The organism is Sphingobacterium sp. GW821-FHT03E03, assembly GCF_059420745.1.
Genome location: NZ_JBWKUH010000041.1, coordinates 13,119 through 31,435, shown reverse-complemented (window position 1 = coordinate 31,435; position 18,317 = coordinate 13,119). Strand labels below are relative to the sequence as shown.

Below are 18,317 nucleotides of genomic sequence, written 5' to 3'. Positions count from 1 at the left end.
TATTTTTATTTGTTTCTTTCTTTTTTTTGGTAGATAGCTTTTTGTATTAATTGTTCTTAGTGATATGGGTTATTTTTAGCTGTATCTCGTTATATGGCGCTTTTGTGCTGTATTTTCCTCAATCGATTGCGTGAATGTTACGCAATCGATTGAGTCGTTTTATATGATAAAATATATCGTAAAGATTATTTTAGTGTCGTGTAATTTTTGTGTGACTAGAATTTTTGATCTACCTTCACTAGCACTAACACTAAATTAATATGAAGAGAATCTTACCTATGATTTTTCTCGTGTTGTTGTCTTATTTCCATGTTTTCGGTCAAACAATCCCAGTGGAGGGGATCGTTCGAGATGGCAAAGGGCAACCGCTGGCGGGCATGACCGTCACAGAACGAGGTACAACAAATCAAGCATCAACGAATCAGCAAGGTTCGTTCACATTATCCGTAAAAAGCCTTCCAGTTACTTTGACTTTTTCTGGTGTCGGCTTTAAGAAACAAGAAGTCCGGGTTACAACACAGCAAGCTCCCCCGGTGGTCCTTTCAAGTGACGATTCATCATTGGATGAAGTCGTTGTTGTCGGGTATCAAAAACAATCGGTCAAAAAGACAACCAGTGCTGTCCAAGTGATTTCTGGAAAGACCATTGAAGATCTGCCCGCGCCAAGTTTCGAAAGTCTGTTACAAGGACGCGTAGCAGGAGTTAATATTCAAAACTTTACAGGTGAGCCCGGAGCAAGGAATACTTTCACCGTTCGTGGAAATACGACAATATCTCCAGATCTAAATTCTGAAGTCGACCTGGCAAACACCATGAGCTCTCCATTGTATATTATTGATGGTATGCCACTATCTGTATCTGACTTAGGTGGTTCTTCTGCGACAGGAACAAACTATATCGCTGGTATAAATATCAATGATATTGAAAGTATTGTTGTTCAGAAAGATGCTGCAGCAACAGCAGTATGGGGTTCTCGCGGAGCGAATGGTGTAATTGTAATTAAGACGAAACGAGGCCGGGTGGGAATTCCATCTATCCGGGCATCTTATTACAGAGGAATTACAGAGCGCCCTCAATTGCAAAGAACATTGGGAGGTGCTGCGGAAAGACGGACTAAGATGGATATACTAAGCCAATATGCTTCTTGGAGTCAAATGGGTGGATTTACACAGCCTTTGACCGATAGTTTAAACAGTAGTTATAATAATGCTACCGATTGGCAAGATCTATTTTATACCACAGGTAATATAGATAATGCCGATGCGAGTATTTCTGGTGGAAGTGAGTCGGTTAACTATAGATTGTCTGCTGGATATTATAACGAAGATGGTGTTGTCCGTAACACAGGTTTTAAACGCTATTCAATTAGGGGCAATTTTGGGTTTACGCTTTCACCAATTATCAAATCGGATTTTATGGTGTCAGCAGCGAGAATTAATCGCAAACGCGGCCTCGGTAGAGGTATTGATCAAGTTGTTCCTGTTAACCAAGGAGAGATGCCTTCTTCTTTTGTAGGTCTTGGCCAAGCGGATTATGATTTCTATCTGGGTCAATATGATAAATTGAAAGATGATAATCAGACCGATAATATCAATATATTCTCAAAAACCTATGTGGACATTATTGATGGCTTGCAATATTCGTTGGAAGGGTCTGTACAGGCGAATCTCGATAGTAGAAACCAATTCCAGCCCAGGGAACTTAATCAGGGAACCAACTATGCCGCATCAACGGGCAGAAATGCATATACCTATAATATCGCGAACGTTTTGAACTATATCAAGACATTTAACGATAAACATACAATTAATTTAACAGCCTTGCAATCCTTTCAATATGATAAACAATTGTCTCACAAAACGGAAGGATTTAATTTGCCAACCGATGATATCCATGTCATCCAAGGTGTCGCAACCAAGGATCTAATCGCAAGTACAAACAAAGTTGAGTCTGGACTGCTGTCTTATATGGGACAGTTTTCTTATGATTATAAATCACGCTACATCTTTAATGCATCATGGCGTGCGGATGCGTCTTCCAGATTTGGGGTAAATACCAAATGGGGGTCTTTCCCGGCATTGTCGGGAGCCTGGGTCGTTTCGGATGAGAAATTTATGGAAAAATTGACTTGGGTTAATTTGCTTAAAGTGAGGGGAAGCTGGGGTAGATCCGGGGTTCTGCCAGAAGATTTTTATGCCCCATATAATGTTTGGGCATTGTCATCGGATACTTATAATGGTACAACATTCGCTGTGCCATCATTTGCCAAGCCATTGACTTTAAAGAATTTGACCTGGAATAAATCAGAGCAAACAAATATTGGATTCGACTTAGGACTTTTCAATGATCGTCTAACTGTAACGTTCGATGCCTATAGAAAGGTGCTTAAGGACCCAATTATGGGATTTTCATTCCCGTATTACACCGGTTACACAAAGTTATCGTTTAATGTTCCAATGACAGTTTATAATGAAGGTATTGACCTGACCATTATGACCAGAAACCTTTCTAAAGCAAGTGCATTGCAATGGAATACAAATCTAAACATGACTTTTAATAAAAATAGAATTGGTGCATTGCCATTTGGTGATCGGAGCTTCTATGCTGATTCTAGAGGCTGGAACCAACAGTTATTGTACACAGTAGGTAGTCCGATTTATCGTTGGGCTCAAATGTTGTATCAAGGCGTATATTCGCATCAAGATCAAATCCCTGTAAATCCGGTAACAGGAAGACCGCTCACTGTTTTTAAAGGAAATTACCCTGTTAAACCGGGCTATCCGATTTGGGCAGATGTAAATCAAGATTGGGATACGTGGAGCGATGAGGATAAAGGAGCTGCTGACGGTGACTTAATGTTGACAGGTAATCCTAATCCACGTATTACAGGAGGTCTATATAATGAGTTTATATACAAAGGTTTTTCAATCAGTATGTTAAATACCTTTACGATTGGCCGGGATATTATTAATAACCTAAAAAGTAACCAGTTCAATGCTATTGGTGGAAATGTAACTAAATTCACCAATAATAGGCTGCCTGATTTAGAAGGTTTGGATTACTGGACTCCAGAAAAGGCAAAAGATCCAAATTATCAAGCAAACTTTCCGTCGATATCTCCCTACGGAAGTTATTTCTATCAATACCTTCCATTTAGTACCATGTTTAATGAGAATGGAACCTATTTCAAAATCAAAACAATCTCTGTCGGATATCTTCTGCCAAAACATATCGTTGAAAGGTTAAAAATAGGTGCGCGAAATATTAGATTCTACGGCATGTTGGATAATCTTCACACGTTTCAAAAAGCGTCGGTGCCCGATGCTGAATTGGTAACCCCTCAGGGAGAGTATAGTGGTGGAGCTTACCCTTTACCTAGAAAATATACAATTGGTTTAGAAGTTAACTTTTAAAAGCGATCGAAATGAAATTTAAATATATATTATCGTTAATCGGGATATCGGGAATGATACTTTTTAATTCCTCTTGTTCGAAATATCTTGATTTGAAGCCAGAAAATAGTACCTATGACGAAGTGTTCTGGAAGGATGGGGAAAATGTGAATAGAGCTACGCTCGGTGCATATGCGCTATTGCGCAATTCACTCCGGGCAGATCGATCCTATTTTATATTTGGTGATATAGCATCGGGAATAGTACGTCAGGCAGATGAAGATTGGAATATGGACCAATTTGCAAGGTCAGGGGGCTATAAATTTAGCTATGCACCCTACTTGGAGGGAAGTCTTTGGAACTGGACGCGCTTCTATGGTATAATTAATCAATGTAATTTAATTGTTGAGCAAGCCGAAGCGATGGATATTAAATTATTTGATGGAGGTGAAGATGAGAAAAAGGGCTATATCGCAAACGCGCGATTCCTGAGAGCATACACCTATTTCTATATGCAACGTGTTTGGGGTGATGTGTTATTGGTTAAAGAGACTTTTAAAGACCCACAGAATATTCCAGATATGACTAGAACTCCAGAAAAAGAAACCTTGGCGTTTTGTAAGGAAGATTTGTTGTATGCAATAGCTAACCTTCAGCAGAATCCTACAAAGAGTTTTGCATCTAAAGGAGCGGCCAATGCCTTGATGGCAGAAGTTTGTGCTTGGGAGCATGACTATATTAACGCCGAAAAGTATGCGAATGAGACGCTAAAATTCGGATATGCTTTAGAAGACGTCAAAGATTATCGCAAGATATGGAAAGGTAATTCTAAAGAATCCATCTTTGAATTGAATATGTTATACAGTGAGAGTGGAAATGAATTCACTGAGGATTTCTTTAGTAGATTTTTGTCAAGTGCCAGTATCCCAGGTAAAGGAAGTGGTTCGGTGTGGGATATTGAACCAGAATTTCTTGAAACAGAATTTGATAAGCCTGAGGCAAGATTGGACTCCATGTCAATGCCGTTCCCAGATAATGCTGCGCTTAAAACTATTCGGAAATATGATGATATTGTCGAGTATAGAGAAGGGAAATATGCGGTTAGTAATAATTTGGTATTAATTCGCCTTGCGGATATTATTCTTTTGAGAGCGGAGGCTTATTATAAGAATGGTAAGACAACACTTGCATTGAACGACTTAAATACCATTAGAAAGAGAGCTGGCCTAGAAGAGATACAAGTTTCCGGTGCGGAATTGTTTAAAGAAATATTCAGAGAACGGAGGAGAGAGCTCATTGGAGAGGGAGTTATTCAATTTGATTTGATCCGGATGAATATGTTTGAGCAACTTGATGAATATTCGGCTTATTATTCGGCTGATAGAATTGCTAACAAAGGATACTATTGGCCTTTGGATATGCGCAACCTATTGCCTCAAAATGAATTGTTGACTCAGAATCCGTGGTGGAAAAATCATTAATTAGAGAAATCATGAAAAAAATTATTGTAAATATAGCTTGCCTATTGGGAATTATAGTAGCTATGAGTTCATGCAAAAAGAACGATTATTTTGTTGGTGGTGACCTCCATAATCCAAAGATTAATATGACGACCTATGATTGGATGAAGAGTAACAAATATGGTGTTTTTGATACGGTACTGATGCTGATCGATAAGGCGGGTGTGAAGGATAAGATCAATGCGCAGGGAGTTACTTTTTTTGCACCAACAGACTATGATGTTTATAACTATGTGCAGGCCCGGACGAGACAGGTCCAAAAAGTAGATCCAAAAAAAATGTGGACGGTAGACTCAATTATGAAATATGAATTGGGGCGATTTGCGGATTCTATTGATATGTATATCACCAAAGAACAATTGACGAATGATAAATTAACAGCTTCAGGTAAAAAATATAAAAATAACAAAGGAGGCAATTTTATAATATCTTTCGAGGAAACACGAGATCCTGCATTAGGTTATAATGAAAACTCTACTGTAATTCCTAGGGTAGTATTGTTTACCTATCTGTATCAGGCTATTGGTGATGTGTTTGATGTGAAATCCATTGTTCCGCCTGTTGGTAGCCGTACATTAGTTCAAACTTCTAATGCGCAGACAACGACAGGTGTGGTGCACGTATTAAGTAATTCACATGTTTTATTCTATTATCGTTAATGACTATGAAAAGTAAATTAATATATACTATCGGACTTGTGGCGCTTGCACTAGTAGGATGTAAAAAAATACCAGAAGGCAACTTGAGTGACATTATACGTTATGAAACGCTCCCCATAGAAATTCAAATGGGGCGGTCTACAGTTTCAACAGCAATAAATCCGGCAGGCTCTAGCAAGCCTATTGAGGTCAAATTGTTGAAAGTATATCAGAAGGAAACAGGAAAGGATGTAACAGATATTTTCTTGCAAACATTTCCTATTAAAATCTGGAAAAAACTATACGATTCCAAGGTGGATACCACATTGGACTTAATTGCAGCAAAACAGAAAGATACTGTAATGACAGCGTTAAGTATAAATAAATTTTCAGGAGCAATTGAGGCAACTCCAAATACGTTAAAGCTGCCAAAGGGTAACTATGTGTTTGATCTCGAAATAAAAAATGCGGTTGGAACCAGAGTATACCCTGCAATTGGTGAGTTTTCACTGGTCGAAGCACCTTACTACGATGTTCCGGCAGTTAGATCTACTGTTGCGATGAAGGTTGGGGCGGAAACGACCACAAAATCTATCCCAAGCAACGCCAGTCATATTAAAGTTACTTATTTGGGACTTGGAGAAAACAAAGTGGTTGTAAAAATAGTGGATAAAAATGGTCTTCCATTTAATCCAAAAAAAGGTGAAATAGCGAGACGCCCTATGTCTGGAACGGCTGGTGGATATTTGCAGACAATGCAAGATTACTCTATTTCAACGACGTTATTTGATGATCGGATGGAGTTTGTTTATGGTGTGTTGCCTTTCCCATTGGTGTCATTGGGCAACGGATTTAATTATTATTACCGAATTCCAGCGCCTTATGTTAAATTTGATGATAGTCTAGACCTGCCTTATAATACCTATTCATGTAATGCGAGATTTTCTTTTCAAGCATTTGTTCCAGGGACATATCAAGTGGAGGTTATAGTCCCGCAGGTGACGAGGGTGAATTAGTTATCATATGCTATTGTATGAAAAGGAGGTGTGCTTTTGTATACCTCCTTTTCATATAATAGAACATTTGTTTTTTATGTAGTTGAACAATGTAGATTTTAGGTCTGTTGAATAGAAAATAGAATAAATTATATGTTATACTAATTGACATAATTGAATTAAAGATATAACCAAAATAATAATCGATATGATAAATAAATTTATGGCCTTAGGGATGGGTCTATTGTTTAGTGCCAATCTAATGGCACAATCTGCTCAGGATTTTAAGCAGACCTATGCGGATCTTTCCGTGTTCGAAGATGCATTGGCATTAAAACTAAAAAAAGGTATTAAGAAAAAGCAGATCGAGCAGATTGGTGACACCACATTGCGCAGGGTAGCTTTATCTATGCTAGATGGTAAATACAATAAAGAGTATAGATATGCGACTTATTCTGCCTTACTGAATCCATCGACATTGGGCCATCAGTTGAGTATTGGTGATGGCTATAGCAAGTATGAGAATATAACTGGGGTATACCTTCCAAAAGGGCGGCATATTGTCATTGTGGATGGTATTGCAACTGGCAAAGAAGTTAACCTAGTGGTACCAAATTGGCTGCGTAAAGCTCCAGATCCAGCCAAGCCTACAGAAGATCCGAAAGGCTGGGGATTAGAAAAGCAAGAATTTAGGCTGCATAATGGCGTGAATATTATCCAGCTCAACGATTTTGGAAGTTTAGCTTATATCGATTATTTCTCCGACGAACCTGAAAAAGAAAAACCTGTTACGGTACATTTTCCAACAGGACAGGTAAACGGATATTTTGATATAAAAAAACAGGGCAACAAAGAATGGGACAGTCTGATTGATCATGCAGTCTTTCCAATTATGGATGCGAAGGGCGAACATATACAGACAGCTTATCCTATTGAGGCAATGAAGAAATATGCCTATGGAAGAGGAGTTGAACTGATCAGTAATTATGATTCTTTAGTATTCAGGCAGCATCGTTTGATGGGTTTGGAAAAATATAAGAAAGTTCCTAGGAACCGTATCCTTGCACGGGTAAATTATAATTATTACATGTTCCGTGATGGAGATGGGGTTGCCTATATGGGCGATAAAGTTGGTTATGCAATGCGTATGGTTGTCGATCCAGCTTCAGTAATTAAGGGAGATCCGTGCTGGGGGTTTAGTCATGAAGTAGGACATGTGCATCAGACGCGACCAATGTTTAATTGGGGTGGACTTGGTGAAGTGAGCAATAACCTGTTTTCTTTATATGTAACACGATCATTTGGTAATAAAACACGCGTTTCTGAGCAGAATAACTTTGAAAAAGCCAAATCCAGTATTATTGAGAAGAGAATTTCTTACTTATCCGATCCTGATGTATTTAATCGTTTAATCCCTTTCTGGCAATTACAGTTATATTTTGAAGGAGTTGGAAAGCGTCCAGATTTTTATGCGGATCTATTTGAGGCTTTTCGTCAACAGCATAGGGATAAACCTTCACGAAGGGGTCGTTCGGATTGGAGTTTCGATAGGATGATGGGCGAACGGAATCCAGCTGTTCATCAATTAAACTTTGTTAAAACAGCGTGTGAGGTTGCCAAAATAGATCTGACGGATTTCTTCGATAAGTATGGATTCTTTTATATTGGTACATTGGAGTATGATGATTACGGAAAGTATACTTATACAATGACGCAAGAAATGGTTGATGAATGCAAGAAGGCTATTAAGAATATGAACTTGTCCCAACCTAAAATAGATCTTACGACGCTAAGAGACAATTAATATTGACTACGTATAGAGCTTGAAACTCCGAATTGCGAAAGTAATTTGGAGTTTCTTGTTTTAAGCCAATTCCTATAGCAATCAGCAGGTGACGTATGATCAGTTATTCACATTATCGTTCGACATAAATTCGGATCGTTATCGATTTAAATATTTTTGACCTTATAGCTTGCATCGCTTCTTTGATGCTAAACTTAGAAGAGCTTTCAATTTCGAATTGCTTGGACTTGCCTTCCCATCATTTCCTAAAAAACAATCCATAAAAGTATTTACTGAAAACGTTTAGATTTTTAATTAAATATAGTGATGAAGAGAACTTTTTTTATAAAATTATAAAACTACTTTGTTTATAGACAATGAGGAATAAATTGTGCAATCGTTTGTGTCGATTACGCAATCGATTTCGTTTAGCTGACCTCTAACCACTCTAAAGTTTTTGTTATATCATTGTTACGTACTATCAATTATTAATAAGACCTAAAAGTCTAACAATTATTCAGAGCCGTTATATAGTTTTTATAAGCTAAATAGTGCCAATTTTTTTTTAAGCCTAAGACATAAAATCGAATGAAAAGACTATTTTGTTTTTTATTTCTTGTCCCTATGTGCTCAAATGTAAAGGCTAACCACCTTAATTTTTGGGTTTCAAAACAAGATACTTCTGAAATCAATGAGGTTGACAAGCGATTACTTAGAGGGCGACTGGCTACCTTATTGCAAAAACAAGGTGTTAGAGACAGTCTCCATTTAAGAAACGTTGAAACACTGCCTGTTGTCAGTATTCCAGAGGTTTTAAAAGGGCAAGTTGCCGGTCTCTACGTACAAGAAGCGACAGGCGAACCAGGAGCGCCAAAGAATATGGTACTTCGGGGATTAGGATCGCCATTATTCGAAATCAAAGATGCGATTAATGTGCAACCAGCAGTATTTGTCAATGGAATACCCATTGCAAGAGATAACAACTTTGCCTATTCAATTCAGCAGTATCAGTTTAATCGTATTGGACCAGCAACCGACAACTTCGCAGGTATTGACCTAGCAACTGTAGAGTCTATCGAAGTGGTAAAAGATCCGGTTAAATTGGCAAGGCTTGGACCGCTAGCAGCTAATGGAGCAATTTGGATCCTGACAAAACCGGGTAGAGAGGGGGACCGTCAAATTTTCATTAATACATATGTTGGGCTAGCAACAAAACCAGTAGTAACCCCCGTAAATGCCCAATATGAGAATATGTTCCGATCGGTATTCTATAACAAATATGGATCAGTTACTGACCGTTTGAATTACCCAGGATATCTGAGCGATTCGACTAATGTAAATTATTACGGACCAGCGAATTGGAATGAAGATTATTATAAAACTACGCCGATCTATGGTGGAAGTTTAGGTATACGTGGTGGTAATGATCGTGCGAACTTTTCGTTCGTAGGAGGGTATACCAAGAATGCAAGTTCGGCTGACAAAACTAATATCGAGCGATACAATGCCTTGTTTAACGTTAATATGGCTCCTTTTAAATGGTTGAATTTTGGTGCCACAATCAATGCAAGTCGTAGTTTGAGAGATCGCAATCGCAGTCTCAGAGATCGATTTGGTGAAGCTTCTTATGTGCCTGATTTATCTGTGCCAATTTCACCAGGAAAGGATATGTATGCACAGTATCTAGATATCTATAAAGCGGCTTTGGATAAGAATACCGTCAATTTCTTAAATTCGCTGGTAACATTAGATCTTTATTTTCTCAAGAACCTAAAATTTAATACTTCCTTAGGAATTGATTATTCTGAGGGTGCAAGACAAGCTTTTTTCCCTGGTTCATTGATGGAAACCAATAACTATATGTCGAGTTATTTTGGTTTTAATCAACGCTTGGTGTATAATAACCGCCTGGAATATAACTTGGAATTCCAAGAACAGCATAAATTGGATTTGACTTTAGGATCGTCTTATACACAAGACCTCTATCGTTACAATTATGCGCGTGCTTATGATGGACCAAACGATTTTATCAAGGTTAACGTTGTAGATGGCGATCCTCAAAAAGGAAGTTATTTAGTGCCGATTGGGGGGCTATATGTGAATAGGTACAGTAATCGCGAAGATTTTAGATTGCACTCCCTGTATTTGGCTGCCAATTATAGCTACAAAAATCTCTTGGACTTGAATGCGGTTTTACGTTATGATGGTTCTTCAACAATGCAACCTGATTCACGTTGGTTGATGACACCGTCATTCGCTGCGAAATATCATTTGATTCCCGAAAATGAGGATAATTTATTTAACCATTTGGGCGTAAAAGCCTCCTGGGCGCGAATTGGGAAACCGGTATTTACAAGTAAATTTGCCATTGGCCCAAATTATACCGCAGATCTAAATTGGGGATCCGAAAAGTCCTTGGTATCCTATAATGGTTTTGCCGTTGCATCCAGACCTTATTCAGAAGGTTGGGTAGGTTACGATATCAAATGGCCTTATACAGATCATGCCGAATTGACCTTAGATGGAACCTTATTGGAGAAAAAAATTGATTTTGAAGTCTCCTTATACCAAAAGAAAGATGTAAATCAATTGATTAATTCACCTATTCCTGCTGAGTATGGTTATTCTGGACAAATTGTTAATGGCTTAAGTGTAAAAAACACTGGGTTGGATGTCAACCTGTCTGCAAAAGTATTGTCTAATCCTGAGACATTACAATGGAATACATCACTTAATCTAAATTACAATCAAAATAAATTGACGGCACTTCCAGGAGGACGCAAGCAGTTGAAAGTTGGCAATAGATTATTAAAAGTGGGTGAAGCTATTGATCAGTTTTGGTTGTACGAAAATCAAGGAACTTATGATACTGAGGCGAGTATCCCCGTACAAAACGGTCAAAAACTGCAGTTTGACGGAGTGGATTTTGCCGCGGGAGACCCTATCTGGAAAGACCAAAACGGAGATTTTAAAATCAATGATGAAGATCGTGTCTTGAAAGGTAATGCTATGCCAAAGCTAACAGGTTCGTTTCAAAACTATTTCAAATACAAAGGTTTCGACCTGAATATGCAATGGTATTTTGCGCTTGGGCATAAGGCCTTGAATCAACGCGCTTCAAATAAGTATAATTTCATCAATACCGAAAACACCAATTCATTGGAGGGGATTCGCGAAGTATTTCATTGGCAGCAAGATGTTGATTTGAATAAATACCCGATTTATAATCCTTGGAGTCCGATTGTTGCCTACCGTGTGGATCAAGATCTGTTTCTGGAAAATGCTTCTTTCTTGAAGTTGAGATCCTTGACGATAGGCTACGATCTTGCTCAATTGAACAATGTAAAAGACAAGATGAAGACCATTCGTAGAGCTTACGTTTACGTTTCAGGTACCAATTTATTGACGATTTCCAAGTTTTCAGGAGCGGATCCCGAACTGATAGATTTTAATGGATATTATACAGGTTATGGACTACCATTGTCCCCAATGGTTTCCTTAGGCGTTAAGTTAGAGCTGTAATAATTTAATAGTAGAAAGAGTATGAAAAGATATAATCGATGGACGGTCATGTTCCTGATGGCACTGGGCATCACTGCTTTTACGAGCTCATGTAATAAAAAATTGGATATTGTCGCTTCCAATCTCGGCTCCGAGAAACTGGAATGGCAATCCATATCTGATACACGCGCACACCTAATGGGCATTTATGGCCTGATGCGGGCAGCATTAGTTGATAACTATGGGCATTGGGTGTATGGAGAAATCCGCTACGGTGATTTCACACCGTATTCCCGTGCCGATCTTCGTGTCGTCCAAGAAAATAAATTGAGATCAGCTTATCCTTTACTTAAAGATCTCACAGACTGGCGTAGATTTTATGCGGTCATCAATGCGGCATCGCTTTTTATCGAACGGGCTCCCGAAGTGATGGCCAAAGATAAGCGATATACAGAGCGCGATATGAAGTATGATGTTGCACAAGCACGTACAATCCGTGCCCTGATGTATTTCTATATGGTCCGTATCTGGGGCGATGTCCCTCTGTTAAAAGAATCCTATGATAATGGTTCCTTTGTGGAACTTGCTCGATCGACCGAAGCAACAGTTTTAGCTTTCGCGGAAACCGAACTATTAGCCGCTGCACAGGATTTACCTTACCGTTATGCGGTCGGAACACAAAGTTATTATGGGGAAAGCTATAGTACTTGGGTTGGTGTATTGGTCAATAAAATTACAGCCTACTCCCTTTTGGCGCATGTGGCGGCTTGGCAAGGAAAATATATCAATGCGGAGGTATACTCTCGATTTGTTATCGACAACTATTCACAAGCGAATCTTGAACTATTGACGACACCGGCATTGGTGAATCCGACCGATGGTCTATTTGGGCCAAGTACAAGAGCGCAGATCTTAGCGATTCGCTCTTCATACGAATTGGGTGAAGCGACGAATACAGGCCATATTGAATCATTGACTTTAGGTTATCCGATTGTCACCAAAGCTAAACCAGATATCTATGTAAGCCGAGACACGATCAATAAATTGTTTGATGACGTCAACGACACGCGTTTTGGTATTGACTCCGTATCAGGATTAGTACGGACTAATTACTTTACCAACTACAATGGTGATATTCCGATTTTTAGTAAGATCAAGGTCATCCGTAATGGTAATGGTGATTCTGATTTTTCCATTTTTGGATCGAACTTAGTTTTTACCCGTCTTGAAGAGATCTACTTACTGCAAGCAGAAGCAAAAGCTGTACTCAATCAGCGTGATGATGCCATTAAGTACCTCAATGTGATTAAAGAGCGTCGCGGTCTAAAACCCTATATCAGCAACTCACCAAAAGATTTATTGGAAGAGATCTTCTTGGAGAGAAGACGCGAATTGATGGGGGAAGGCTGGAGATGGTACGATCAAATACGCCTGGCGAAGATTAAGAAAAATAATCCTGTGATGAATGATTTGATTCTAAAAGGTGGAATTTATTGGCCGATCTCCTCGGATGTACTCGAAAGAAACTCTAAACTGGTGCAAAACTCATATTGGAAATAATAGAATAGATAATCATGAAAAACAAACATATTTTTTTAGGCTTATCGCTAATCGTACTACTCCTAGGTATTGCTAGTTGTAAAAAAGGGAATACCTATTACGAAGATTTTCAAGTCAAGTATACCGAATTTGACGGAACCTCATTGGAATTTTTGGAATCACAGGGCAGTACTTATGACTCCTTGTTATTAGTCTTGGATCGTGTTCCTTCGGTACGTGCTAAGTTGAAAGATGCCAATGCAAAAACGACCTTTTTCGCCATGACGAACAGCAGTTTTACCAATGCTTTGGATGCAATGAACGGCGTGCGAAAAGCGGGAAACAGATCTCCACTTTATCTAGAAGACATTCCTCAATTGATCCTTGATTCCTTGACTTATCATTATGCCTTTGATGGTGAATATGATACGCCTTACCTATGGGATTTTGTTGAAGGAAAAGTGATTAAAGCTATTGACGATTATAATATGACCTTAAAATATAAAGTGACATCTGCTTCCGGAATTATAGGCGGCGGTCAACAACAGATCATATTGAGTGATATGAATAAGTCTATTTTTCAACGCTACTGGCAGGAAAGTGCAACATCCGTGGTAAATATCCGTACACACAATGGTATGTTACATGTCCTCGCTCCAAGCCATAATTTCGGATTTAGTAAACTCGCTAAATTATTAAACAAATAGCATGGAAAAGAAAATATTTAAATCGGCAAAACAGTTATTGGTGCTCGGGATGGGACTTTTCATGCTTACCTCATGTAATAAATATATTCCGGATGACCAAGACTCACTGGGTACTGACGTGGTGTATAGCACCAACGAATTTATGCCATTGTTAGGAAGAAATACATTCTATAACAATATTGTCAATATAGGGCAGAATACATCACAACCGCTCAATTTCAAGATTGTAAATGTGCGTGATATTGATGGACAGCCTTCAACACTTTTTGAAGATAAATTTCCGGTAAAAATCTGGACAAAGTCATATAGTGGCGAAGAGAAATCCATCGCAGAAATTGAAAATAAACGTAAGATAGAATACCGTCCTATTCTCGAGATTCTTGAGAAATCAGGTAATCTAAACTTTTGGGGACAGGCCGTAAATTCAAATTTTGTCAAAGCACAGCCAGATTCAGGTTATGTGTTTGATATTGAAGTTAGCAACACTGGTGGACGCAGGTATTTGCGGAATTTCAAATTAAAGCCTTATCGTGAACGTGCATTTGAACCGAGCATCATGGATCCAGTGACAGGCTTATCGCCACTACCATATACGCATCCCAGCAGGACAACCAACTTGTATGGCGTACGAACAAATCAATTTATTTATCCAGGCCTAATTAATGTGTATTTCAATAAGTTGGAAAGTAAGGGGACAGGAAGTAAAACCTTGACCATAAGTTTCTTGGATTCTTTAAATCGTCCAATTGATGTGAAGAAATTTGCAGCGACGGAATGGGATAAATTAGTGCATGGTTTCAACCATAGATTTGAAAATGGTAAAGTGATTTATGACGTTGCTTATCCTATTCCATTGGCACCGATCAGAACCGACTATTCTTCAAGCGATGGTACTTATGCCGTGATGAATTTCAAATTCCGCAGGAAAGGGCAGTTTGGTTTTCTCGAAGATTGTGGGATCGAGATGCCATTTGCGATCTACGAAGATGGAGATTGGGAGATACAGTTTCGCTTCACCAATGAAACGCCAAAATTTGACTGATGATGGACGGACTAATTAGCTTAAAGATTATGAAACAATTTAGCATAATATTAACTTTCATTTGTGTCTTGTTTGTGGGGGAGGCATGGGCCCAAACCATGGTCAAGGGGCTCGTGAAAGGAAATGATAACAGAGCGCTCAGTGGCGTCTCTATACGGTTGGAAAACCCCAAACGAGATCTGGGAAAAACCGGAGAAGATGGACGGTTTGTAATTTCGGTCCCGAACAGCGGGGTGATGGTATTTTCCTATCAGGGCTATCGTACGGAGAAGTATACGATTGTTGCTGGAAAAAAGGAATACAATGTGACCTTAGAAAGTACGGCACAGGAACTTGAGGAAACTGTTGTCGTGGGATACCAACAACGTAAAAGAGAGACATTGACTGGATCCGTAGTAACAATCTCCGGTAAGGAAATCCAGGATATTCCTTCAGGTAACTTTGTTGACCTCTTGCAAGGTAAGGTTGCTGGTTTAAATATTCAGAACAATACAGGAAGTCCTGGTATGCGCGGAACGATGGCTGTACGGGGGATGTCCAGCTTTAATGTTTCAGGTAGTGGTGACAATACCTTTGTAACACCGACATCACCGTTATTCGTTATTGATGGTGTCCCTATCGATGACAACTCGGGTTATGAATATGGATTTGAAACAGCCGGCCCCGGTGTGTCGCCAATTTCCATGATTCCACCAGAAGATATCGAAGATATTACCGTCATGAAAGATGCGCAGGCAACAGCCATGTATGGATCGCGGGGTGCCTATGGTGTTATTCAGGTGCGCACCAAACGTGGTAATTCGAAAGTGCCTATCGTAAATTATCAAGGTCAGTTTTTCTTGTCGGCAGTGCCGCAATTGCGTCGTGTGATCGGTGGTAAGGGAGAGAGTATGGTTCGTTTGGAGCAAATCCTAATGAATGATACAACATTGGCCGCAGCACTACGCCGTATCAATGATTCACCAATATTGGCCGATTCCCTGAATCCCTATTATAATAATTCAACAGATTGGCAATCTTATTTCTACCGCAATACCATGAATCAGACACATAATATTGGTATTTCTGGCGGAGAGCGTACATTCAATTACAAAGCCAATATGAACTATTACGATGAAAATGGTATCATCGCCAATACGGGTTTTAAAAGATATTCAATGACCTCCAATATGCAGTATGAGCCGAGCGATCGTTTCAGAATGATGACCAATATCAATGTCAATGTCGCGCAAAATAAGATGGGTTCAGGGAATGCGTTGATGCAGACGGGGGTAGGTAAATCGGTCAACACAACCTCGCTGTACCCTTCACCTTCCTTATTTTCCGGAAGTATGGGGGCGTTATCGGCATTGGGTGTGGATGACCAGAATAAAACCGGGAATTATTTAGGGCAATTGGAATTGCAATATGTACCTATTAAAGATGTACGTGCATCCGTTACCCTAAACTATAACTATACAACTTCAACAAAAGATCGTTATACACCAGAGGTACTTTTAGGCAACTCTTCGGAAGTATACAGTTATTATAGTAACAAAAGTAAAGTCTATAACCGGAATCAACTGTCCTATGTGAAGGCAATTAAAGAGAAGCATCTTTTTAGTGTCTATGGATTTACGGAAATGGAAATATCCGCATCCTCCGAAGACTTATCGAAGATTCGCGGAACGGCCAATGATCAATTTCAAACGGGAATTAGCTACAATACACGAAATACGCTTGGAGGTTTGTTAAACTCATTGAATAATTTTAGATCGGTAGCTTATGCAGGGAGCTTTTCGTATAACTACGATTCAAAGTATATTCTCGATTTGACCTACCGTGTCGACGGTAGTTCGTTGACCGGTGGTGCAACACCTTGGACCAAAAATCCTTCAGCGGGCTTACGTTGGAATTTCAAGAAAGAGAAATTTATGGAAAATGTGGATTGGTGGGATACAGGTTTCTTAAGAGGATCGGTCGGTCGGACAATTTCACCAGCGGGGACCCTGTCGGACATCTACGGTTGGTATAAGATTGATGATGGTCGCTATAACAATAGACCAACAACATCATTAGATCTAGATATTGCCCCCAATACGGGCTTGGTACCCCAATCGACAACACAATGGTCTGCCGCAGCAGAGCTTGGATTTTTCAATAGCTCGCTATATATTACTTACGAAACTTATTACAAGCAATCGGATAAGATTTTAGATAAAAAACCTATTGCAAATCATAACGCGTTTTCAAATGTATTGACCAACGAGAAAGCAATGGTGAACAAAGGACACGAGCTGAGTATTCAATATCGACCAAAATTAGCAAGCGCGGATTGGGAATTGAATGCGAATGCTACGTTTGCGATAAATAGAGACTATGTGACCTCATTGCCGGATGGTGCACGCCAACTGGTACAAGCAGATGGATCAGGATACGATCTTCCTCAATTCTTCCGTCTAGGACGTAATGCATTTACTTTTGTCTTATATGATTATAAAGGCGTTTATAAAGCTGATGATCAAGTACCAGTCAATCCGCTAACGGGACTGCGTTACCGGGCAGGAGGGGAAATGAACGAAGGTAAATTCTTCCGTGCCGGAGATCCCATTTTTACAGATCTAAATGGTGACTATGTACTAGACGAAAATGATTTAGTTTATGTCGGTAATTCGCAGCCAGCAATCACAGGTGGATTGTACCTGTATACCCGCTATAAAAACTGGTCTTTGCGCACGCAATTATCCTATACCATAGACCGTGATATCTTAAATACAGCCTTGACCGATCGCTTCCGGAACTATTCGGATCCAAGTGGGCAAAACTATGGCTCTGGTGCGCCAGGTGCTTATGTCCCTTTGGATGCTTATAATGTATGGCGGCAATTGGGTGACAATGCGGATTATCCAAATGTTTCAGACTTTACACGTCTGTCGTTATATAATCCTTATCGCTACAATTCAACCATGTTTATGGAGGATGGCTCCTACGTGAAAATTAATTCGGTCACCGTGGGCTACAATTTTGACAGAAGATGGGCACGTCGCTTTGGGGTGTCATCTGCCCGTATCAACCTGACAGCAAATAATGTGTATACATTTAGTAACTACTCTGGACCAGATCCAGAATTGGTAACAGGTGTGGGACGTGATGGCTCAAACGGTTATCCAAGTAGAAGGACCTATTCATTGGGGGTAAGTGTACAATTCTAAGTTCGAAAA

The 18,317-nt window shown here is 39.4% G+C and carries 10 protein-coding genes; all 10 read left to right on the top strand.

The window, feature by feature from the left end; translation table 11 throughout:
- The first annotated feature begins 260 nt into the window (after positions 1-260).
- Entirely contained in the window at positions 261-3,413 is a 3,153-nt protein-coding gene (locus AC07UV_RS24640; RefSeq protein ID WP_282251029.1) for a SusC/RagA family TonB-linked outer membrane protein, read from the top strand.
- A gap of 11 nt (positions 3,414-3,424) precedes the next feature.
- Positions 3,425-4,873: a RagB/SusD family nutrient uptake outer membrane protein gene (locus tag AC07UV_RS24635; protein WP_495185679.1), complete on the top strand. Its 1,449-nt coding sequence runs from the start codon at positions 3,425-3,427 to the stop codon at positions 4,871-4,873.
- Between the two features lie 11 nt (positions 4,874-4,884).
- On the top strand, positions 4,885-5,571 hold the full coding sequence (locus AC07UV_RS24630) for a hypothetical protein (RefSeq protein ID WP_495185678.1): 687 nt from the start codon (positions 4,885-4,887) through the stop codon (positions 5,569-5,571).
- A gap of 5 nt (positions 5,572-5,576) precedes the next feature.
- The gene (locus AC07UV_RS24625; protein WP_495185677.1) at positions 5,577-6,566 is read left to right on the top strand and encodes a hypothetical protein; all 990 of its coding nucleotides are present in this window, start codon (positions 5,577-5,579) and stop codon (positions 6,564-6,566) included.
- A 187-nt stretch (positions 6,567-6,753) separates the two neighbouring features.
- Positions 6,754-8,349, top strand: a complete 1,596-nt coding sequence (locus tag AC07UV_RS24620; RefSeq protein WP_495185676.1) for a M60 family metallopeptidase — start codon at positions 6,754-6,756, stop codon at positions 8,347-8,349.
- Between the two features lie 567 nt (positions 8,350-8,916).
- Positions 8,917-11,850: a SusC/RagA family TonB-linked outer membrane protein gene (locus AC07UV_RS24615; RefSeq protein ID WP_495185675.1), complete on the top strand. Its 2,934-nt coding sequence runs from the start codon at positions 8,917-8,919 to the stop codon at positions 11,848-11,850.
- A 21-nt stretch (positions 11,851-11,871) separates the two neighbouring features.
- A complete protein-coding gene (locus AC07UV_RS24610) occupies positions 11,872-13,389 on the top strand; it encodes a RagB/SusD family nutrient uptake outer membrane protein (RefSeq protein WP_495185674.1) in 1,518 nt (505 codons plus the stop codon).
- A gap of 14 nt (positions 13,390-13,403) precedes the next feature.
- Positions 13,404-14,075: a hypothetical protein gene (locus AC07UV_RS24605; protein ID WP_495185673.1), complete on the top strand. Its 672-nt coding sequence runs from the start codon at positions 13,404-13,406 to the stop codon at positions 14,073-14,075.
- A gap of 1 nt (position 14,076) precedes the next feature.
- Positions 14,077-15,117: a DUF5007 domain-containing protein gene (locus AC07UV_RS24600; RefSeq protein ID WP_495185672.1), complete on the top strand. Its 1,041-nt coding sequence runs from the start codon at positions 14,077-14,079 to the stop codon at positions 15,115-15,117.
- A 29-nt stretch (positions 15,118-15,146) separates the two neighbouring features.
- Positions 15,147-18,308, top strand: coding sequence for a SusC/RagA family TonB-linked outer membrane protein (locus AC07UV_RS24595; RefSeq protein ID WP_495185671.1), 3,162 nt, complete (start codon positions 15,147-15,149; stop codon positions 18,306-18,308).
- Positions 18,309-18,317: the final 9 nt, after the last annotated feature.

What these genes read in the sequence shown, in the direction of transcription:
- AC07UV_RS24640 (WP_282251029.1), top strand. Translation starts at nt 261, where the DNA reads ATGAAGAGAATCTTACCTATGATTTTTCTCGTGTTGTTGTCTTATTTC.
- AC07UV_RS24635 (WP_495185679.1), top strand. Translation starts at nt 3,425, where the DNA reads ATGAAATTTAAATATATATTATCGTTAATCGGGATATCGGGAATGATA.
- AC07UV_RS24630 (WP_495185678.1), top strand. Translation starts at nt 4,885, where the DNA reads ATGAAAAAAATTATTGTAAATATAGCTTGCCTATTGGGAATTATAGTA.
- AC07UV_RS24625 (WP_495185677.1), top strand. Translation starts at nt 5,577, where the DNA reads ATGAAAAGTAAATTAATATATACTATCGGACTTGTGGCGCTTGCACTA.
- AC07UV_RS24620 (WP_495185676.1), top strand. Translation starts at nt 6,754, where the DNA reads ATGATAAATAAATTTATGGCCTTAGGGATGGGTCTATTGTTTAGTGCC.
- AC07UV_RS24615 (WP_495185675.1), top strand. Translation starts at nt 8,917, where the DNA reads ATGAAAAGACTATTTTGTTTTTTATTTCTTGTCCCTATGTGCTCAAAT.
- AC07UV_RS24610 (WP_495185674.1), top strand. Translation starts at nt 11,872, where the DNA reads ATGAAAAGATATAATCGATGGACGGTCATGTTCCTGATGGCACTGGGC.
- AC07UV_RS24605 (WP_495185673.1), top strand. Translation starts at nt 13,404, where the DNA reads ATGAAAAACAAACATATTTTTTTAGGCTTATCGCTAATCGTACTACTC.
- AC07UV_RS24600 (WP_495185672.1), top strand. Translation starts at nt 14,077, where the DNA reads ATGGAAAAGAAAATATTTAAATCGGCAAAACAGTTATTGGTGCTCGGG.
- AC07UV_RS24595 (WP_495185671.1), top strand. Translation starts at nt 15,147, where the DNA reads ATGAAACAATTTAGCATAATATTAACTTTCATTTGTGTCTTGTTTGTG.